Origin of the sequence: Pseudoalteromonas sp. 13-15, assembly GCF_001468205.2 — a bacterium.
Classification (GTDB): domain Bacteria; phylum Pseudomonadota; class Gammaproteobacteria; order Enterobacterales; family Alteromonadaceae; genus Pseudoalteromonas; species Pseudoalteromonas marina.
The window spans coordinates 938,783-960,497 of the sequence record NZ_CP019162.1; the positions used below are offsets into that span (position 1 = coordinate 938,783).

General features: G+C 39.8%; 18 protein-coding genes. 6 read left to right on the forward strand and 12 right to left on the reverse strand.

Annotated elements, in window-relative coordinates:
• Positions 1-2: 2 nt before the first annotated feature.
• Positions 3-1,397: a RimK family protein gene (locus ATS72_RS04395; protein WP_058428967.1), complete on the reverse strand. Its 1,395-nt coding sequence runs from the start codon at positions 1,395-1,397 to the stop codon at positions 3-5.
• A 305-nt stretch (positions 1,398-1,702) separates the two neighbouring features.
• Here ATS72_RS04395 and ATS72_RS04400 point away from each other — a divergent pair, with 305 nt between their 5' ends.
• Positions 1,703-2,044, forward strand: coding sequence for a zinc ribbon domain-containing protein YjdM (locus ATS72_RS04400; protein WP_058428968.1), 342 nt, complete (start codon positions 1,703-1,705; stop codon positions 2,042-2,044).
• 156 nt (positions 2,045-2,200) lie between these two features.
• Here the strand turns inward: ATS72_RS04400 and ATS72_RS04405 are convergent, their stop codons facing one another.
• The 6 genes from ATS72_RS04405 to ATS72_RS04440 all read right to left on the reverse strand — a co-directional run bounded on the left by ATS72_RS04405 (position 2,201) and on the right by ATS72_RS04440 (position 7,776).
• Complete coding sequence (locus ATS72_RS04405; RefSeq protein WP_058428969.1) at positions 2,201-2,695, reverse strand: REP-associated tyrosine transposase; 495 nt, start codon at positions 2,693-2,695, stop codon at positions 2,201-2,203.
• A gap of 361 nt (positions 2,696-3,056) precedes the next feature.
• The gene (locus tag ATS72_RS04415; protein WP_058428970.1) at positions 3,057-3,587 is read right to left on the reverse strand and encodes a hypothetical protein; all 531 of its coding nucleotides are present in this window, start codon (positions 3,585-3,587) and stop codon (positions 3,057-3,059) included.
• 258 nt (positions 3,588-3,845) lie between these two features.
• Complete coding sequence (locus ATS72_RS04425) at positions 3,846-4,322, reverse strand: GreA/GreB family elongation factor (RefSeq protein ID WP_058428971.1); 477 nt, start codon at positions 4,320-4,322, stop codon at positions 3,846-3,848.
• A 117-nt stretch (positions 4,323-4,439) separates the two neighbouring features.
• Positions 4,440-5,372 (reverse strand): protein translocase subunit SecF, encoded by a 933-nt coding sequence (secF, locus tag ATS72_RS04430; protein WP_058429176.1) that lies wholly within the window; start codon positions 5,370-5,372, stop codon positions 4,440-4,442.
• A complete protein-coding gene (gene secD, locus ATS72_RS04435; RefSeq protein WP_058428972.1) occupies positions 5,365-7,203 on the reverse strand; it encodes a protein translocase subunit SecD in 1,839 nt (612 codons plus the stop codon). Before secD ends, secF begins: the two co-directional genes overlap by 8 nt.
• Positions 7,204-7,314: 111 nt before the next feature.
• Entirely contained in the window at positions 7,315-7,776 is a 462-nt protein-coding gene (locus ATS72_RS04440; RefSeq protein WP_058428973.1) for a hypothetical protein, read from the reverse strand.
• A 94-nt stretch (positions 7,777-7,870) separates the two neighbouring features.
• Here ATS72_RS04440 and ATS72_RS04445 point away from each other — a divergent pair, with 94 nt between their 5' ends.
• From ATS72_RS04445 to ATS72_RS04460, 4 genes are all read left to right on the forward strand, one after another.
• Positions 7,871-9,649, forward strand: coding sequence for an ABCB family ABC transporter ATP-binding protein/permease (locus tag ATS72_RS04445; RefSeq protein WP_058428974.1), 1,779 nt, complete (start codon positions 7,871-7,873; stop codon positions 9,647-9,649).
• A 170-nt stretch (positions 9,650-9,819) separates the two neighbouring features.
• Positions 9,820-11,898: a M13 family metallopeptidase gene (locus ATS72_RS04450; protein ID WP_058428975.1), complete on the forward strand. Its 2,079-nt coding sequence runs from the start codon at positions 9,820-9,822 to the stop codon at positions 11,896-11,898.
• Between the two features lie 188 nt (positions 11,899-12,086).
• Positions 12,087-12,800, forward strand: coding sequence for a YebC/PmpR family DNA-binding transcriptional regulator (locus tag ATS72_RS04455; protein WP_006794578.1), 714 nt, complete (start codon positions 12,087-12,089; stop codon positions 12,798-12,800).
• 33 nt (positions 12,801-12,833) lie between these two features.
• A complete protein-coding gene (locus ATS72_RS04460) occupies positions 12,834-14,165 on the forward strand; it encodes a leucine-rich repeat domain-containing protein (RefSeq protein WP_082650894.1) in 1,332 nt (443 codons plus the stop codon).
• Between the two features lie 70 nt (positions 14,166-14,235).
• Here the strand turns inward: ATS72_RS04460 and gap are convergent, their stop codons facing one another.
• The 5 genes from gap to glk all read right to left on the reverse strand — a co-directional run bounded on the left by gap (position 14,236) and on the right by glk (position 20,124).
• A complete protein-coding gene (gene gap, locus ATS72_RS04465) occupies positions 14,236-15,240 on the reverse strand; it encodes a type I glyceraldehyde-3-phosphate dehydrogenase (RefSeq protein WP_008131573.1) in 1,005 nt (334 codons plus the stop codon).
• 9 nt (positions 15,241-15,249) lie between these two features.
• Positions 15,250-15,870, reverse strand: coding sequence for a bifunctional 4-hydroxy-2-oxoglutarate aldolase/2-dehydro-3-deoxy-phosphogluconate aldolase (gene eda, locus ATS72_RS04470; protein ID WP_008131571.1), 621 nt, complete (start codon positions 15,868-15,870; stop codon positions 15,250-15,252).
• A 33-nt stretch (positions 15,871-15,903) separates the two neighbouring features.
• Positions 15,904-17,754 carry a phosphogluconate dehydratase gene (gene edd / locus ATS72_RS04475; protein WP_058428976.1) on the reverse strand — a complete coding sequence of 617 codons (1,851 nt, stop codon included), beginning with the start codon at positions 17,752-17,754 and terminating at the stop codon, positions 15,904-15,906.
• 328 nt (positions 17,755-18,082) lie between these two features.
• On the reverse strand, positions 18,083-19,099 hold the full coding sequence (locus tag ATS72_RS04480; RefSeq protein WP_058428977.1) for a LacI family DNA-binding transcriptional regulator: 1,017 nt from the start codon (positions 19,097-19,099) through the stop codon (positions 18,083-18,085).
• Positions 19,100-19,131: 32 nt separating this feature from the next.
• The gene (glk, locus tag ATS72_RS04485; RefSeq protein WP_006794584.1) at positions 19,132-20,124 is read right to left on the reverse strand and encodes a glucokinase; all 993 of its coding nucleotides are present in this window, start codon (positions 20,122-20,124) and stop codon (positions 19,132-19,134) included.
• Positions 20,125-20,415: 291 nt separating this feature from the next.
• On the opposite strand from glk, the gene ATS72_RS04490 reads away from it, so the two are divergent.
• Positions 20,416-21,432: a LacI family DNA-binding transcriptional regulator gene (locus ATS72_RS04490; RefSeq protein ID WP_010557464.1), complete on the forward strand. Its 1,017-nt coding sequence runs from the start codon at positions 20,416-20,418 to the stop codon at positions 21,430-21,432.
• Positions 21,433-21,715 lie beyond the last annotated feature (283 nt).

A 21,715-nucleotide genomic window follows, 5' to 3' on the forward strand; every position in this document is an offset into this window, starting at 1 on the left:
TATTAGCCACGGCCTCGCGCTTCTAGGCGTTGTTTAAATTCATCCATAATGATCATGTATAGCTCGTCGCCCAAATATCCGTCCTCTACTTTGTGATCAATACTTGGATTGTCATTTACTTCAAGCACATATGCTTTGCTTAGATGTTCTTTAACATCTACGCCATATAAGCCTTTTCCCACAGTTTTACATGCTTTTAAAGCGGCATCTAACACGGCTTTTGGTAACTCAAAGGTAGGTAGCGTTTCAAAGCCACCAGAGAAAAACCGTTTAGCATCATGATTATAAATTTGCCAATGGTTGCGCGCCATTAAGTAGCGGCACGCATAAATAGCGCGGCCATTTAATACACCTACTCGCCAATCGTATTCTGTGTACATGTATTCTTGTGCCAGTACCAATGCGCTATATTCAAACAGCTCGGTTAGTTTAGTTTCAAGCTCACTGCGGTTTGCAACTTTAAACACCCCTTTTGAGAACGACCCTTCAGGCATTTTTAAAACAAGCGGATACGTAAACGCTTCTTCTAGCTGCTCAAGCGTTTGCGCTGATTGATCAGCCACTACAACCGTTTTTAAACTGGGCACTTTTTGGTAATTAAACGCATCGTGTAAATACACTTTATTACAACAACGTAAAATAGATTCAGCATCGTCAATTACCACTAAACCTAGGTTTTGCGCTTTGCTTGCAAGGCGATACGTTGGGTGATCAATCGCTGTCGTTTGGCGAATAAATAACGCATCAAACTGGGCTATGTTGTCTATTTCTTCAAAGCTTAATGCTTGCGCATTAATACCATGTTTAGCCGCTGCTTTTATAAAACGGGCAATGGCGTCTTTATCGCTCGGTGGTACTTTTTCGTTATGATCAACCAGTATTGCCATATCCCATCTAAAACGGCGCTGCACATTTCCAATGCGCCACTGTGTTTGGGTAAATGTATTTAATTTTGCTACAAAATTGCTATATTGCTCCTCGTTTAAAGAGCTAAGCGAACCTTGCTGTAACAAACCTTGCTCATCTACAAATAAAATAGGCGCTGGGTATTGCTTAAATACCGATTTAGCCGCTTTGCTTTGTAGCTCGTTTAAGGCATTACCAAAGTAAATTTCGCCATCAATTTGCCCAACATTTAACATAGGTGCTTGGCCGCTACGAAGCGCATTTATTGTTTTAACACTGGGTAATACTTGGTGCTTACGCGCCTCTGCAAGCAATGAGCAATAGTAACCCTTACTCAAGTATTGGCTTGAGTCGCATAAATTAATAATGCGGGTTTTAGGTTCATTATGTTTTGGGTAATCACGCAAGTAACTATTAAACGTAATCACATTTTCGAAAGATTGAGCAAGTGTTTGCTCGTTGTTATCAACCACTATTAAGGTTTTAAACACGACTTTTCCTAGTTAAGTCAGAAATATAAAAAGCATGCCTAATAAAATACTCAGCACTATAAATAGAAACACCCATCGTACTAAGTGGGCATTGCGCGTATCACTTAATACGATGGGTGCTTTAACAAATACCTACTGTAAGTGTTAGCGCTTAAATTGCTTAAGCGACATCTGCTTTATATGCCCTTTTTAAAAACCACACAAACGAGATATTTTTAGCGTGAAGATAAAAAATATTGATTAACTATATTTTCCTATTAATGCAGATTAAAATACGCAAAATTACTATTTTACGAGCGTTATAAATGTCACACCCAGCCTGCCCACAGTGCCAATCTGAATATGTTTACGAAGACCAGCAACTGCTTATATGCCCTGAATGCGCCTACGAATGGAACCCAAATAGTACAAACGATGAAGACGCAATTTCAGTTAAAGATGCCAACGGCACCCAACTTAATGATGGTGATAAAGTAACCGTAGCGAAAGATTTAAAAATTAAAGGCAGCTCACAAGTTATTAAAATTGGCACAAAAGCAGTCGTAAGGCGTGTGCTTGATAAAAAAGATCACGAGCTAGATTGCAAAGTAGATGGCATTGGCGAAATGATGGTAACAGCGAAGTTTGTGAAAAAAGCTAACCCGTAGGCCGGATAAAGGGGGAAACCATCCCATCAGACGCGTAATAAAGGCCGAAATTATTTCATTTAACAAAAACTTTTGTACAAAACTAAAGTGTATTATGAAGCTATAGCTTTGTCGGATGGCGCTTCGCTTATCCGACCTACGAAATATTTATATTTTTTATCCGCACCAATTATTTGTATAAATACCTTGTTTCACGGCTCTATGAAAACTTGAATAAGGCCAATCAGCTACTTGACTAACTAGGCCATGTTTTAACGGATTAAAATGAACATAGTTAACATGATGCCAATAATCATTATCATCCCTAATAGTATGTTCCCAAAAACGGCGCTGCCAAATTCCACGTTCATTTTTACGTTTTCGTGTTTGAGTTAAAAACTCTGTCTTTGGGAGTGATTTTGAAAATCGCTTTTTAATTTCTCGCCAACGACTCGAATAATCCACATCATCATCTGGTAAAGTCAAAACTGCATGAAGGTGATCGGGCAGCACAACCCATGCATCTATATAAAATGGCCTTTGAGATTTAACAAAACGGATAGACTCTCTTAATAAATCGATATGCTCAACCAACAACGATTTATTCCTATCGAGCAAATTAACTGTAAAAAAGTACGTCCCACCTTTTACATAATTACGACGATATTGCATTTCATATCCATTGTATTATTTGTTACGCATTAGACAAATAAAGCGCAAATTTAGGATATATACAACATTGACGTAGGTCGGATAAATGGCGAAGCCATGCCATCCGACAATAGATTTATGAACAAAGATAATAGTTTATCGTGTTGGTAATTAGGCCGGGTGTCATCCTAACTTATTATTAGATCACTGGCATTTAAATGAATAAGGGATGTATTTAAGTGTTGGAAAACGAATACAATCTACGATGAATCGACGTATTTAGCGGCCTTAAAACTCAGAGGCTCACCACTATTAAAACTTGCAATTAATAGCTGAATTTTACTAGTCGTCCACCCCAAAGCGTGTTGCTAGCTGTTTACATTCAATTTGTAGTAACTATATAATCCTGTTTTTTACTACAGTATATATAATCTATTTTTGTTGGGTAATCATTTGCGGCGGTTTCTAGTATCTCAATAATTGTTGATACGGGAATTCTATAGATCCTCTTATCTCTTTCAAAGTCTGAACACGTATATATACCAGCCCAATTTCTACTACTATCACGATAGGCATAAATTGCTCGGCCATGAATCAATTGATTCGATATAAATTGCACGTTTTTGCTGTATTTAGTTTCAGTTTGTAAGTCATATAGCCCATCGATATCGTAAAAATTCATATTATGGACTTGCTTAATTGATAGAGATGAAAAAACTGTAAATCCACTCTTAAGTGTTTTAGATGACAGCTTTAAAGATTCACCTAGTTTTCTAACCATAAACAAAGACAAAATAACGTCTTTTTCAAAATTAACTTGTTTCTTTTCAGAATAATATGCAGGTTTAGCTACAGGCTTGAAACTATTAGCATATTTAACTAAATCACTTTTCCAATACCTAGACTCAATCATATAATTTCAACCTCACAGATATAGAAACAGTTAGCTGCTTATTAAACTCCACTTTGGAGGATTATAAGACCCCAAAACGGCGTATATTACACCTCCCAATAATTCCACCAAACAACTCTAATGTAAACAATTGATTACGTATGTTATAAAGTCTCTGTTGGTAAAATACACCTAAACGACTTTTAATAATGTTATGAGACAAAATTACCTTTGTCGGATGGCACTTCGCTTCTCCAACCTATATATAAAACTAATGCTTTATAAAATCTCTACCACATCATATTCATGGTTTTTACCTGCAATAGTTAGGCTTACTTCATCATCAAGCTGCTTGCCTAAAAGTTGTTTTCCCAGCGGGGCTTCGGGTGTAACAACTTGAATAGTAATGTTTTTTACTTCAACCGTTAAGCCGCCTGCGGCTGGGCCTAAATAAAACCATTTTTGTAGGGCGTTTTCATCTTCTAGACAAACGAGTGAGCTTGTAATCACTTTATTGTGAGTGGGCTCTTTAAAAATAGTTTCAAATTGTTTAATACTTTTGTAGCACTCGTTTACGCGCTCGGCTTGGCCTTGTGCTAAATAAGCGGCTTCGAGTCCTAGGGTATCGTACTGCGTTTCTGCAACGCTTTCTTCGTGAGTTGCGGCGTCGTGCGCGGCTTTTGCTGCTTGTTTTGCGCTGTTTAATTGTGCTTCAAGTGCAAATTTAAGGTGTTCTATTACGTGGGATTTATTCATGAAAGGCGCTAATAACCAATACGGTAAACTATGTGATTAATTTTACCGTTATAAGGCGCTTAAAACCATTATTTTAAGCGCCAGTGTTTTAATGCAGATTTTTAAAAGCATTTATTGCTAGGGCATATCGAGCAACGCTTGCGTTTCTGCATCTTGTTTTTCTTCGTAATTTTTAGCACTTAACCCTAAAAGCTCGGGTAACGTGGCGGCAATACAAATAGATGAGAACGTACCTACTACAATGCCGGTAAATAGCGCGATGGCAAAGCCTTGTAATGGCGCGCCCGCGAGGAGCCAAACACTTGCAACTGTAGCAAGCGTGGTGCCCGATGTAATAAGCGTACGTGTTAAGGTACTTTTTATGGCGTTGTTAATAATACTTGCCGGGCTAAGCGCATTATTAGATTTAACACGTAAAAGCTCGCGTACTCTATCGCCTACTATTATAGAGTCGTTAAGTGAATAACCTATAATGGCCAGCAAACTGGCAAGTACGGTTAAATTAAACTCAATACTTAATAGCGAAAATAGCCCCAGTACGAGTAGTAAATCATGCACTAGCGCAACCACAGAGCCTACGGCTAAACGCCATTCAAACCGCACCGCTAAATAAAGCATTACTGCAACCATAGCTGAAAATAGCGCTAAACAACCTTGCTCAAACAGTTCATCACCCACTTGCGAGCCAATATACGCTGATGATAAAACCTCGGCGTTAATGTCTGCATTTTGTGTAATGGCGCTTTGCCAATCATTGCTGTTTGCTGTTGAATCGCTGGGCGCTTCGCGTAGCTGAAAGTGATTATTACCTTGTGCGGTTAGTTCAAACTCGCCATTGTGATTTTTAGTAATAAATTGCTCAAGTTGTTTTAGTTCAACACCTTGGCTGGTGGTAAATTCTGTTAGGTAACCACCGGTAAAGTCGAGCCCAAAATTAAGCCCTTTTTGACTAAGCGTAAATACCGATAGCAGTACAAGTATGGCGCTCAAAAGCATGCCCGAAAAACGCAGACGCGTACCCGCCTCGCCTTTTAAAAAAGTGTTAAGCATGTGCATTTACTCCTGCTTTTTTAGCCAGTTTTAAATATAACGTTTGGCTTAGTACTTTTGATACGTACACGCCAGTAAATACTGAAGTAATCAATCCAAGTGCCAATGTTATGGCAAAGCCTTTAACTGGGCCGTAACCTATTCCATACAATATAAGCGCGGTGATCATGGTGGTTATATTGGCATCAAATATGGTGTTAGCGGCTTGCTTGTAACCTTCTTGAATAGCTTGATAAGCAGAGCGGCCTTTTCTACGCTCTTCTTTTATTCGCTCAAATATAATAACGTTGGTATCTACCGCCATACCAATGGTGAGTACCAGCCCGGCAATACCCGGAAGTGTTAATACAACCCCCGGTAATAAAGACATTAGCCCCACAAGCGACGTTAAATTTAATAACAGCGCTACGTTTGCAATAAGCCCTAAGCGGCGATACCACATTGCCATAAAGGCAAGTGTAATACCCATACCAAGCATTAATGCGGCCAAGCCGTTAGTTATATTTTCTTGACCTAGGCTCGGCCCTATTGTTTGCTCGTGCACAATCGTAACCGGTGCAGTTAGCGAGCCTGCGCGTAATAATAGCGCTAGGTCGGCCGCTGCTTGTTGGCTTTTCATATTGGTAATACTAAAACGTGAACTTAAATGCTGCTCAATATTCGCCACATTTATGACTTCGCTTTTTTTAACCGTTTCACCTTTAGCGTTTTGAGAGTACTCTGAGTAAACCGTGGCCATAGGTTTACCAATATTTGCTTTTGAAAACGCTGACATGGCATCGCCGCCTTGTCCATCTAGGCTTAGTTGCACAAGTGGTTTACCCCAGTCATCGCGCCCTATGGTGGCGTTATTAATATGCTCACCGGTAAAAATTGGCACTGGGTCAAGATTAACTGTCCCGCCTGATTGCATATCAAATGTTTGCCCACCGATTTCTTTTAACTGATAAAACCCAAGTGATGCAGTTGCACCTATAATGCGCTTTGCCTCTGTTGGGTCTTGCACGCCTGGCAGCTCTATGCGTATACGGTTTTTACCTTGGCGCTGAGTGACGGCTTCAGTAATGCCTAATTCTTCTATGCGTGAGCGAAGCGTTGTGAGCGTTTGACTCATTACTTCTTTATCAAAGTTGCTTCGCCCTTGCTCTGAGTAGCTAAACTTGGCGTTTTTAACATTGCCATTATTGGTTGTTGTAACCGCTAAATTAGCAAAGCGACTTTTTAGCTCATCAATTACGGGTGTAAGTTTTTGCACTGCATTATGCAGCGAGTTAATTTCAAAACCATGCTCAGTTTGCTGCGCTTTAAGGCCGTGCGCTTTTTGCTTAACAATAATTGATTTAGCTTGCTGATACGCACTCACTAATTGCTCATCAATTGCTTTATCTAAATCTACGTCGAGTACAAATAGCACGCCGCCGTTTAAATCTAGTCCCAATTTTATTGGCGATAAACCAAAATTTTGTAACCATGGTGGGCTTGTTGCATGCTCTACAATTTTAACTTGCGTGTTTGGGTACTGCGCCTTTATAACCGCCTGCGCTTGGGCGCTTTTAGTTGGCTCGTTTAACAAAATATTTATAGTTGATTGCTTATCAAGGCCCTGTTCAACGTCTAAGCCTTGGTTATTTAAAAAAGTAACTAATGCTTTAGTGCTTAGCACGACTTGGGTTTCGCTATGTGACGCGTTACTTACATGCAACCACGATTTATTAGGGTATAAGTTTGGTAATGCGCTAATAGCTAATAAAATCAGCACAATAAGCATGGCCATATAGCTTAATTTAGATTTAGCCATAAGTGGCTTGTGATCTTTTTTTACACTTAACATGTTTTTTCCTTATCACCAGTAAATTACTGGCAACATACTTTTTAAAAGTACAATTAATCTCAAGGCTTAAACGTAAAACGTTAAAACCTAATAAAAATTAAATAAGAAAAATTAAGCGTGATAGGTAGTGACAGCTCTATAGAGTAAGTTGGCATCTTTCCAGCCACTTAAACGGGATTTTTTACTGTGGTACACAAGTGTATACCAAGGCTGAATAACGTTTACTGCTTGAGGGCGTAAAAATATTTGCCTAACAGGGTGCTGCGCAAAAAACTCAAAAACAACATCGTATTCTGGCTCACTTTGAACTGTGTGCAAAAAAAGTGACGCATTACTTGCTGTAAGCCTTGGCTGATGTGAGTCAAAATCGGTATGTTGTGTTTTTTTATGCGCAGGTGCGTCTAAAGACTTTTTAGTAGGCTTTGTTTTAGTTATATCAATAGAATCTGTAAATAAAATGTGTGAACTGACAGCTGGATTTAAATTTTGTGATACCTGCACAGCATTACTCTGCAAACTAAACAGTGCAGCTAGCAGCAAAAAAGCAGTTATAAAAACACGAAATTTAAACATACTTAAATCAAACTAAAATAAGAGATGCCTAGTATATTAGGGCAACTATTTAAAATACAATGCTTAACAATTAAGTATTTAATCGAGAAAAATAATGCGCTCCAGACAAAACGTTGAAAAACGTGCAGACGCCATGAATTTAAAACAAAGCGTTAAAACGTTGTGGCCTTACATTACAAAGTTTAAAGGGCGCGTATTTATTGCGCTTTTAGCGCTTATTGGTGCTAAAGGCGCCACGCTTTTAATGCCTTGGGCGTTAAAAGAAATCATCGACTCGGTTGATAAATCAATAAACCCAGTGTTGGTCATTCCCGCTCTATTATTACTTATGTACGGCGGTTTGCGTTTCGCTAGTGTGTTTTTAGGTGAAGTAAGAGACGCTGTTTTTTCGCGGGTAACCGAACATGCTATGCGCAATATTGGCCTAAAAGTGTTTAAGCATTTGCACTCGCTTGAACTTGCATTTCACTTAGACAGGCAAACTGGTGGTATAAGCCGTGACATAGAACGTGGTACCAGTGGACTCAGCTTTTTAATGCGCTTTTTAATGTTTAACATTGTGCCTACCCTTTTTGAAATTCTCACCGTTGCTATTATTTTTGGGTCTCTATTTTCTATTTGGTTTGCGTTAATTACACTTCTTGCTGTTGGCGTATATATATTTTTTACAGTCACGGTGACACAGTGGCGTAATCGTTTTATTCGTGAATCAAACGCAGCTGATAACCTCAGTAACACACGCGCAATAGACAGCTTACTTAATTATGAAACTGTAAAATATTTTAATAATGAGCAGTTTGAAGCCAAAACATATGACTCATTTTTAGCTAATTGGGAAACCGCGCGTTTAAAAAATAGGATGTCTTTGCTTGCGCTTAATTCAGGGCAAGCATTAATTATTGCCAGTGCCATCACCGCGTTAATGTGGTTAGGTTCAAGCGAGGTAGTAACAGGGTCACTAAGCATTGGTGAATTAGTAATGATAAACGCGTATATGATCCAATTATTTTTACCGCTTAACTTTTTAGGATTTGTTTACCGTGAAATCCGCCGTGCTCTTACCGATTTAGAAAACATGCTGGGCTTACTCAATAAAAAACCACAAGTCACTAACGCTCCAAATGCAAATACCCTTAATGTCCCAAATGGGGAAATTGCCTTTGATAATGTGAGTTTTAGCTACAACGCTAGCCGCCCTATTTTAAATAATATTAGCTTTAAAGTGAAAGCTGGTAGCAAGGTAGCTATTGTGGGCGCAAGTGGTGCTGGCAAAAGTTCACTAGCGCGCCTGCTCTATCGTTTTTATGATGTAACATCGGGCAGCATTACTATTGATAACCAAGCTATTAGCTCGGTCACGCTTGATAGCCTTCGCAAAGCTATTGCTATTGTTCCTCAAGATACCGTTTTATTTAACACAACAATTCGTGAAAACATTGCCTATGGTCGCCCTTCTGCAAGCGATAGTGATATTGATAAAGCCATTGAAATGGCGCATTTAAAAGATTTCATTAATACGTTAGCTGATGGCGATAAAACCCGAGTGGGTGAACGAGGTTTAAAAGTATCTGGCGGCGAAAAGCAGCGTATTGCAATAGCACGCGCTATTTTAAAACAATCCCCAATTTTAATATTTGACGAGGCAACGTCGGCACTCGACTCTCAGGCCGAGCAAGCAATATTAAAGGCAATGCATGAAGTAGCCAGCGAGCACACCAGTATTGTAATTGCGCATAGGTTATCAACCATTACTGATGCCCACACTATTATTGTGCTTAAGTCGGGCCAAATTGTTGAACAAGGGCAACATAACGAATTGCTGACCTTGGGTGGTGAATACGCACATATGTGGGCATTACAACAACAAGATTAACCTGTTTATTAATTTATGTTGGTAGCTTGTTGCTTGCGTTGTTTATTGGTTTTATCGGGTCAGGCTGTGATTCACCTCAAAATAATTGTGTGCCTGTCTTTTATACATAACAATCAAAATGATATTTTTATAACAAAAATTAACAAATTCATTATCCAGGGGGATAAACGATGAAAAAGAGTTTAATTGCAGCGGCTTTAGCTGCCACTTTTATAACGGGCTGTTCAGAGCCACAAACTACAAGCAGTGAAGTTCAAACTGCAAGCACAGAAAATACAGTTGTTAGCAATAAAGCTGAATTAGGTAGCTTTGGTGTTGATTTATCAGCGCGTAACGAAGCCGTTAAACCTGGTGATGACTTTTTCATGTACGCCAGTGGCACGTGGTACGACAACTACAATATGCCAGCAGACAAAACGCGTTATGGTGCGTTTTCGGCTTTAGCAGAACGTAGTGAAGACCGTGTTAAAAAAATTATTGAAGACATTGCAGCACGTAAAGAACTTAACGCTGAAGAGCAATTGGTTGCTGATTTTTATAATTCGTACATGGATACCGACACACTTAATGAACTTGGTGTTAAACCTATTCAACCGCTGTTAAATCAAATTAGTAATATGGAATCTACCGACGACTTAGCTTATGTATTTGGGCAATCGTGGTTATCGGGCCTTCGTACTCCTATTGGTGGTGGTATGTGGTTTAACCGTTTAGACCCAAATAAATACGAAATGTCGTTAGGCGCTGGTGGTTTAGGTTTACCAGACCGTTCTTACTATTTAGAAGATGCTGAGCGTTTTGTTAAAACCCGTGAAGCTTACGTGGCTCATATTGCCGACATGCTAAAATTTGCCAATGTTGATAACACAACAGAACGCGCAAAAGCCATACTAGAGCTTGAAACTAAAATAGCACAAGGCCATTGGCCGCGCGAAAAACGACGTAATCGCGACCTGTCGTTAAATCAAATTAAACGTGAAGATTTAGCAGCTACATACCCTGGTTTTAACTGGGATGTATATTTTGAGCAAACGGGATACAAAGTTCCTCAACTTAATGTATCTCAGCCTGAACCGGTTAAAGCCATGATTGAGCTTATCAATAATGAAGATTTAGCGGTTTGGAAAGACTACTTAACCTACCATGCAATTAGCGGTAATGCAGGTTTACTTTCTGAAGATATTTTTAATACACGTTTTGCATTTTATGGCAAAGAACTAAACGGCCAGCAAGAACCACGCCCTCGCTGGAAACGTGCAATTAACGAAATGTCGGGCACAAGCTCGCTAGGCTTTGCTATTGGTAAAATTTACGTTGACCAATACTTTCCTGAATCATCTAAACAACAAATGTCTGAACTGGTTGAAAACCTCCGTTCAGCATTAGGTGAGCGAATTGATAATCTTGATTGGATGGGCGCTGAAACGAAGGTAAACGCACGTGCTAAGTTAGCAGCATTTGTTCCAAAAATTGGTTACCCAGATGTATGGCAGTCTTACGATGGTTTAACTATTAGCCAAAACGATTTAGTAGGTAACGTTAAAAACATGCGTGAATTTTTCCGCGCTGAAAGCGTAGAAAAAGAACTACAAAAAACTGACCGTAACCGTTGGGGCATGACACCACAACGTGTAAATGCATACTACAATAGCTCGTTTAACGAAATTGTATTTCCAGCCGCTATATTACAACCTCCGTTTTTTGATCCAAATGCCGATCCAGCGGTTAACTACGGCGGCATTGGTGCTGTAATTGGCCACGAAATGGGTCATGGATTTGATGATCAGGGTTCAAAATCTGATGCTAACGGTATTCAACGTAACTGGTGGACAGACGAAGACCGTGCTGCATTTGATGCAAAAGCAGACCAACTTGCCGCACAGTACAGTAAATACGAACCTATTGAAGGTAACTTTGTAAACGGGCGTAATAGCTTAGGCGAAAATATTGGTGATGTGGGTGGTTTAGCCATGGCTTACCACGCATACAAACTAAGCCTAAATGGTAAAGAAGCGCCTGTAATTGACGGTGTAACAGGCGATCAACGTTTCTTTTTAGCTTGGGCACAAGTATGGAAAGAAAAACGTACTGAGCAAAGTATGTTAAACCAACTACGCGGTGGTACGCATGCACCAGGTCGCTTTAGAGCACAAGCACCACGTAACCACGATGCTTGGTACAAAGCATTTGACGTTAAACCTGGTGATGCCTTGTATTTGCCAGAAGAAGAACGCGTTCGTATTTGGTAATTACACTAATACGTATGTAAACAAATACTAAACAGCCCGCAACAGCGGGCTGTTTTATTTTATGCAAATGGCTATTTTAACTTTTTTACTATTAATGTTCCCCATTCCGTACTAGCCCTTAATGCCATTTACCTTTAGAATACGGTCTATTATTTTTCAGTTATTTATAAAATTAAGGCGAAACGCAGATGGGAAGAGCTTACCAAAACAAAAAAGATTCAATGGCTAAAACTGCGGGTGCTAAAACTAAAGTTTACTCTAAGTACGGTAAAGAAATTTATATTTGTGCTAAAAATGGCGGTGTAGATACAGATGGTAATCTATCATTACGCCGTTTAATTGAACGTGCAAAAAAAGACCAAGTACCAGCACACGTAATTGAACGCGCAATTGAAAAAGCAAAAGGCGGCGGCGGTGAAGACTACGCAGCAACACGTTACGAAGGTTACGGCCCTGGTAACTGTATGATTATTGTTGATTGTTTAACCGATAACAACAAACGTACATTTGCAGACGTACGCGTTTGTTTTACAAAAGCAAATGCTAAAATTGGCGCACAAAACTCGGTATCACATTTATTTGACCATTTAGCTATTTTTGTTTTTGATGGCGACGATGATGAAGCTGTTCTTGAAGCGCTTATGATGGCTGACGTTGATGTAACCGATGTAGAAGTAGACAGCGGTAAAGTAACCGTATTCGCACCTCATACTGAATACAACAACACACGTACTGCATTAGAAGAAATGGGCATTTCTGAATTTGACGAAGACTTAATTGCGTTTGTACCACAAGTAGAAGCGCCAATTGAAGGTGAAGATGTTGAAGTAATGGAGCGCTTTTTAGCTATGCTAGAAGATTGTGACGACGTACAAAACGTTTATCATAACGCGCAATTCTAAACTTCATCTACATGTTAATTAAAGCCAACAGCCATGTTGGCTTTTTTATTTACAGGGCTTTATAAATTAATGAATACCCTTTCAGAGCTAAAGGCTGGTAAGTTAGCCGGTGCAAAGCACTTACAGCTGGTTGAGCAATTATCTGAGTTTCCAACAGACATTTTTAAGCTTGCCGATACACTTGAAGCACTTGATCTTTCTAATAATAATTTAAGTGATTTACCAGACGAGTTTGCGTGTTTGCATCGCCTTAAGCGTGTGTTTTTGTCGTTTAATCAATTTAAACATATACCCTCAGTATTGGCTAAATGCCCTGCTTTAATTATGGTTGCGTTTAAAGGAAACCAAATATCGGAGTTTGCACCAAACAGCCTGCCAAAAAATATTGAGTGGCTTATCCTCACCGATAACAACTTACACGAATTACCTGACGACTTTGGTAATTACACCCAGCTTAAAAAGCTTGCACTTGCGGGTAATAACCTTAAAAATTTACCGGTAAGTATGGCTAATTGCACTAGCTTAGAGCTTGTAAGGCTCTCTGCAAACAGCCTAATAAAACTCGATGACTGGCTACTAGAATTACCAAAACTTGCTTGGCTTGCTTTTGCAGGTAACGACTTTAATAAAGCGCAGTGTTTAACTAAAAGTACGTTGAAAAATACCCCACTTGAAAAATTTCAGCTTAAAAAAGTAATAGGCCAAGGCGCATCGGGTGTTATTCATCTTGCAAAAGCAGAACGTAATAATGTTGCAGTGAAACTTTTTAAAGGCGCGATCACCAGCGATGGTTACCCTCTTGATGAAGTAAATTGCTGCCTTCAAGCAGGTAATCACACTCACTTAATTAATGTACTGAGTTACATAGAGCAAAGTGAACAACTTGGCTTGGTAATGGAATTAATAGATACCAATTATACAAATTTAGGGTTACCACCAAGTTTACAAACATGCACACGCGACACGTTTAATGTCGGTTGTAACTACCCTATTGAAGCTGTTTATAAAATAGCAAAACAGATGGTAAATACGCTAACTCACCTACATGACAATTACGTGAGCCATGGCGATATTTACGCACACAACACCATGATAAACGAACAATATGACGTTTTATTTGGTGATTTTGGTGCGGCTACAAACTTAGCTATGCTCAGCGGATATCAGCAGCAGCGAATACAGTTAATAGAAGTGCGTGCTTTTGGGTATTTAATTGAGGATTTACTAAGTACTGTTAGTTCAGCAGATAAACAAAACGACCTCTTTGATAAAATGTCCGATATAGCCGCGCGTGCTATAAATACCGCTATTGCATCGAGCCCTAGTTTTAAAGCGCTAAACGCTTTATTAAACGACTTGGTATAAATTAATCAAAAACAAAAAAGCCTGCATAATGCAGGCTTGGTTGGATAAAGCTAAACTTTTACAGGGTCAATTATAAGTACTGACCTAATGCTTTAACTTGGTCTAACATGCGGTTTGAGAAGCCCCACTCGTTATCGTACCAAGCCATTACTTTAACTAGTTTGCCTTCAGCTTTTGTTTGCGTTGCATCAAAAATTGATGACGCAGGGTTGTGATTAAAATCAATAGAAACAAGCGGAAGCTCGTTGTATTCTAAGATATCTTTCATTGAACCTGTTGCTGCGGCTTTCATTACTTCGTTAATTTCTTCAGCAGTTGTTTCGCGCTTAGTAATAAACGTAAAATCAACTAAAGAAACATTAATAGTAGGTACACGTACCGACATACCGTCTAATTTACCCGCAAGCTCTGGAAGTACTAAACCAACAGCTGCAGCAGCACCTGTTTTAGTTGGGATCATAGATTGTGTTGCACTACGCGCACGGTATAGATCTGGGTGGTAAACGTCAGATAAGTTTTGATCGTTTGTGTAAGCATGAATTGTAGTCATGCTACCTTGCTCAATACCTACTGTGTCGTTAATTGCTTTTGCGATAGGTGCTAAACAGTTAGTCGTACAAGATGCGTTAGATATAATGTTGCTATCAGCATTAATTACATCGCTGTTAACGCCGTGAACTACTGTTGCATCTAAATCTTTACCAGGAGCAGATACAATAACTTTTTTAGCGCCAGCTGTAATGTGCTTAGCCGCGTCTTCACGCTTAGTGAAAAAGCCCGTACATTCTAAAACGATATCTACGTTTAGCTCTTTCCACGGTAGGTTTGCAGGGTCACGCTCTTGAGTAAGTGTAATTACGTCATCACCAATTAACATGGTGTTATCTGCAAGTGTTACTTTTTTAGAAAATTGACCATGAACTGAGTCAAACTGTGTTAAATGTGCATTTACATTAGCCGGTGCTAAATCGTTAATTGCTACAATTTTAATTTCACTGTTTTGTGCTGACTCATAAAGCGCACGTAATACATTGCGACCGATACGACCATAACCGTTAATTGCTACATTAATCATTTTAGACTCCTATTTAAGTTCACTTGCTTGGCGAGCAAGCGCTTCAATGGCTTGCCAGTCTTTATTTTCAATTAGTTGTTTGTCTAGCATCCATGTACCACCAACACAAATAACATTGTTAAGTGCTAAATAGTTAGGTGCAGTTGCTAGGCTAATGCCACCTGTTGGGCAAAAAGTAATATGTGGTAATGGTCCGCCTATAGACTTAAGCATTGCCGTTCCGCCTGCAGCTTCAGCAGGGAAGAATTTTAAATACTTAAAACCATGGCTTGCTAACTGCATTACTTCGCTCGCAGTTGCAGCACCAGGTAAAAATGGAATGTCTGACTCTTTTGCAAGTGCTAATAACTCAGTACTAACACCTGGGCTAACCATGAAATCTGCACCTGCAGCCACTGAGGCTTCAAAGCTTGCTTTATCAACTACAGTTCCCGTACCAACAAAAGCTTCTGGCACTTCAGCTTTCATCAACTTTACAGCTTCTGCTGCAATTGGCGTACGCAGTGTAATTTCAAGTGCTTTTAAGCCACCGTTGTATAACGCTCTAGCAAGTGGTGCAGCATCTTCTAATTTTTCGATTACAACCACTGGCACAACGGGTGCCGATGCTAAGATTTTTTCAATACTCATTACTTGTTCCTCATTACCCAGTACGGCTAATTATTATTCAAGTCCAAAAGCACTCGCGCCTAAATCGGCACTGCTTACGATATTTCTAAATCCAGTAAATAACTCACGTCCCGTACCAAATGTTAAGCTTGGCTGGCTAATTTCAAGCTCACGTTTTGCAAGCTCGTCGTCGCTAACATGTACTTTTAAAATTCCGTTAGGGGCATCTAAAGTAACTAAGTCGCCTTCTTGAATTTTTGCAATTATTCCACCCTCAACGGCTTCTGGTGCTAGGTGAATTGCAGCTGGTACTTTACCTGATGCACCCGACATACGACCGTCAGTTACAATAGCAACTTTAAAACCTTGGTCTTGAAGGGTTGCCATTACTGGCGTTAATTTATGAAGCTCTGGCATACCTTTCGCTTTAGGACCCTGCTCTTTAAGCACAGCTATAAAGTCTTGGTTTAACTCACCGCGGGTATACGCATCTTGTAATGCTCCTTGCGAGTTGAAAACTTTAGCAGGTGCAGTAACAACTTGATGCTCCTCAGCTACAGCAGACACTTTAATAACCGCTTTACCTAAGTTACCAGTAAGCAGTTGTAAGCCACCTTGCTTGCTAAATGGGTTGTTTATTGGGCGAAGTACTTCTTCATCAAGAGAGTTTTCAGGACAATCTACCCATTTAACTTTGCTTGGACCATTTGAATCGCTCATGATCAGGCTTTCGTCTTTGTCTAAACGCGGCTCTGTCATATATGGCGCAAGACCATCGCCAAGCATTGTTTTAACGTCTGTGTGTAAGTAGCCTGCGCTTGCTAGTTCGCGCATTAAGAAGCCCATGCCGCCGGCTGCTTGGAAATGATTTACATCCGCAGAGCCGTTAGGGTAAATGCGTGTAAGAAGTGGAACAACTTCTGATAAATCAGACATGTCTTTCCACGTAACTTGGATACCAGCAGCCTTAGCAATTGCAACGATATGAATGGCATGGTTAGTAGAACCACCTGTAGATAACAAGCCTACTAAACCATTAATAATGGTTTTTTCGCTAATTACCTCTGCTAAACATGGGCTTTCTTTATCATCTGTAAGCTGCTTAAGCATGGTTTCTACAGCATTACCTGTTAATCCATCACGAAGCTCTGTATACGGGTTGATAAATGAGCTACCTGGAAGGTGCAAGCCCATTATTTCCATAAGCATTTGGTTTGAGTTAGCAGTACCATAAAACGTACAAGTACCCGCGCTGTGGTAAGATGCACTTTCAGCTTCTAATAAATCTTCGCGGCTAACTAGGCCTTGTGCAAACTTTTGGCGAATACGTGCTTTTTCTTTATTTGGGATACCCGACTGCATTGGACCCGCAGGTAAAAAGAACACAGGTAAATGGCCAAATGATAATGCGCCAATTAATAAACCTGGGACAATTTTGTCACATACGCCTAAACAAAAAACGCCATCAAACACATCATGTGAAAGTGAAACAGCGGTAGACATTGCAATCACATCACGAGAAAAAAGCGATAATTCCATGCCATCACGCCCTTGCGTAACACCATCACACATTGCAGGAACGCCACCCGCTACCTGAGCGGTTGCGTCAAACTTGGTTGCAATGCTTTTGATTACGTCTGGGTAATCTTTGTAAGGTACATGCGCAGATAGCATGTCGTTGTATGAATTGATAATAGCTAAGTTTGGCACTTCATCTGCTTTTAAGCGCGCTTTATCGTCGCTACTACAAGCTGCCATTACGTGGGCAATGTTGCCACAACCTAATCCCGCACGAACTCTTGTTTGTTTTTTTGCATGCGAAATACGATCTAAATAATCTTGACGGGTTTGTTTACTGCGTTCAATAACGCGTTGGGTAACTTCTTGAATTCGAGGATGTAACATAATTAACTCATCTCTATTAGTTAGAGGATAAAGGCTCAGTAGCAATTACAGACTCCACGTAAATAACTGTACTGAGCATCTTTGATTGACCCGTTCAAAGGTACGATATCAGGGAGCCTCTCACAACAAACCTGACACCGGTGTCACTGTATTAACTCATAGCTATGACACCGGTGTCAACCCTGACCGCTAAAATTAATTTAACTTTTTATCATGACCAATTAATGAACACTTAAATTCTTGTGTACATACAGACTTTTATCAAGCTGCGGGCAAAAAAAAGCCTGAATAAGCGTCACTCTTATTCAGGCTACTGTGAAAAAGTATTTTATGGGTTTATGCGAGCCGTTGATTCACGCGTTATTAAGCGCGATTCAAGCGTAATTTGAAAAGGCTGTTCTTGAGGCTCTGTAATGTGATTAATTAATTGAGTAACAGCAAGCTTTGTCATCTCTTCTACTGGTTGCGCTATGGTTGTTAACCCTGGCCAAATGTGGCGTGCAATAGGTGCATTGTCAAAACCAGCTATAGATATGTCGTCAGGTACACGCAATTGCCTTTGTGTTGCAAGTTTTAGCACCGCTGCTGCCATGTAATCGTTTGATGCAAATACAGCCGTAGGCCGTGGCGACAAGTCTAAAATACTGCGCGCGCTGTCTACACCCGAGTGGTAACTAAAGTTACCCTCTTCAACTAATCGCTCGTCAAACTCAATTTTGTGATCAGCTAATGCACGCCTGTAGCCTTTAAAGCGCTGCTGTGTTGCACTGTGATCGGGGTGACCTTTAATAAATGCAATTGACTTGTGACCAAGGCTGATTAAATGTTCTGTAATTTCAAATGCGCCCTGCTCGTCGTTACTACGAACAGAAATAGACTCATCTTGTAAAATTGCGGACGCTACTCTCGCAAACGGGATTTTTTTAGCTGTTAAAAACTCAACCAGCTCAGGAAAATCACCAAAAGGTGGCGTAAGTACAATACCATCTAAACGGGATGTTTGAAGTAACTGCTCAACGTTGCTAATTAAAGCCTCACCTCTGCATTCACATGGGTGAATTAGCAAGTTGTAATTGTTTTCTTGGCAAGCTGCTAGAGCCCCTGTTTGAACACGGGTTATGTAGCTTTTACTTGGGTTATCGTATAAACAACCAATAATAAAACTTCGATTTTGTGCTAACCCACGCGCTATAGGGTTTGGCGTGTAATCCAACTCTTTAAACACAGCGAGTACTTTTTCGCGAGTGGCTGCACTCACGTTGGGCTCGTTATTTAGAACCCGCGATACTGTCTTTTTAGATACGCCAGCATGACTTGCTACGCTGTTGATTGTTACTTTCTTCATCACTCTATTTTCCACATGCAATCAACAAAAAACTAATTTGCGTTGTGCAAACACGCCGCTGCGCCAATTAAAGGTATGTTGTCTTGTGTCACTAATGTAACAGGTATTTGCCCTGTGTATTGCGACATAATCCCTTTTTGCGAAAAGCGTTCAACAAAACGGCTTTCAAGTAATCGAGCTTGCATACGCGGTAATATTCCACCACCTATAAATAGGCCACCCAATGCGCCATAAGCTAGTGATAAATCGCCTGCTACGCTGCCAATCCAATCACAAAATTGATTCAGGGTTGCATCGCACACATCACATTCGCCACTATTTGCTAAGCTGCTAATTTGTGCAGCATCAAGATTTTTAGGCGATTGCCCTTTAACTGCAGCCATTGCTTTATATAGATGGGTAATACCAGGGCCTGAAAAAACGGTTTCGACAGACACGTGTTGATGCTCTTTTTTTAGTTCTTGAATTAACAAGGCATCAAGCTCTGTTACCGCTGCAAGCGATATGTGCCCACCTTCCGAACTTAAAACAGAAGTAGAGTGAGATGTTCTGACTAAACAAGCCGCACCAAAGCCAGTTCCGGGCCCCATTACACCAATATTTGCATTGTCATCAGCTTGACCTGCTTTTATAACAACATTTTGAGATGGGCTTAAGTAAGGTGCAGCGTAAGCAAAAGCAGCAAAATCATTAATAACATCAAGCTCATTTAACTCAAAATAAGCCTTAAAATCGTTAACACTAAAGTGCCATCCTAAATTTGTTAAATGTACTTGCCCTGCTTTTATAGGGCCAGCAACCGCCAAACATGCGCGTTTTGGTACAATATGTGGTACGGTTGATAAGTAATGCTCGAGTGCTTTTTCAAGTGAGCCAAAATTAGCACTAGGAAACGTATTATTATGCTCAATTGCAAATTGATTTGTTGTGTCATCAAACGATGTAATTAAAGCAAAACGAGCATTAGTGCCACCAACATCGGCAACTAAAATAGGATCAAATTGGGTAGAAGAGTTTAGGCTCATGGTGTTATCTCTTTTGTTTAAGCAATCAGTGCTTTTTGTTCTACAATAGTAAACCATTGGTGTAATTGCTTTAGGCTATCACCCTAAAGCGGCTATCAGAGAAAAAATGCTGCCTGTAGCAATTACAAACAGCCAATTCGTTTTGACAACAAAATGATAAAACATAAATATTATGACACCGGTGTCACAGTCAAATCAATAAATAATTTACATTAAACACAAAAAGCTTGAAATATTTAATTAATAAACGAAAATGGCACTATTGTGTATTACATTAACTAAGTTGTGATAATGAAAGGTAAAGCTACATCATTTGATATTGCCCACTATGCAGGGGTATCTCAATCAACTGTATCTCGCGCTTTACGAAATAGCCCGCTTGTTAATGAAGAAACACGTAAACGTGTTCATGACATTGCAAAAAAACTTAATTACAAGGTCGACAAAAACGCAAGCAACTTGCGCACGCAACAAAGCAGCACACTCGCACTTTTATTATTTGAAGACCCCACCTCAGACGAATCACAAATTAACCCGTTCTTTTTATCTATGCTCGGCAGTATTACGCGCGCGTGTGCAAAAGAAGGCTACGATTTATTAGTATCGTTTCAATCAGCCAGTGCAGATTGGCAAGCCGATTACGAAGATAGCCACAGAGCCGATGGCATTATTTTGCTTGGTTATGGCGATTACATTGATTTTCAGCCTAAATTTAAAACACTGCTTGAGCAAAACACTAAATTTGTATGTTGGGGGGCAACGGTAGATAACAGACCTGATTTAACCGTGTGCTGTGACAATTACGGTGGTGGTAAACAAGCTGCGGCTCATTTTATAGCTCACAACAGACAAGATTGTGCATTTATTGGCGATGCTTCTGACCACAGTCCGGAATTTTTTGCTCGCTTTCAAGGGTTTAAGGACGAGCTAGAAGCTAACAACATCGCAATAAATGAACGTAAAATGGCTAACGCTATTTCAACTGAAGAATCGGGCTATCATGCAACTCGCTCGCTCATTGCCAATAATATTAAATTTAATGCGTTGTTTGCAGCAAGCGACTTAATTGCAATTGGTGCTATCAGAGCACTCAAAGAAGCAAACATTAATGTCCCTAAAGATGTCGCTGTAGTCGGGTTTGATAACATAGCTATAGCCAGTTTTGTAAACCCACCACTGACAACCATAGAGCAGAATACAACTCTTGCAGGGCAAATGCTCGTTGAAAATTTACTTAAACTAATCAGAGAAGAAGATGTGCAAAGCACCCTTTTACCCCCTGTGTTAATTGCTCGCGGATCGAGTTAAATATTAAGAAAAGTCATGAAATTTAAACAAATGTAACACCTCCATGATTTACATTTGTTTACAAATCGCAAGCCAAATCAACATAATAATTTAACCCTCAAAAAACAATAACTTACATTTACCCCGGCACTTTCACGTACACCAATTATCATTCTTAATCATTATACCTGTTGAAATGCAATGTTTTTTGATTTGGACCGATTTACATAACACGCATCATGATGTAAATTTATTGTGACTTATCTATCTTTTTATGTATAAGTTGTTAAACATTATAAAAAAA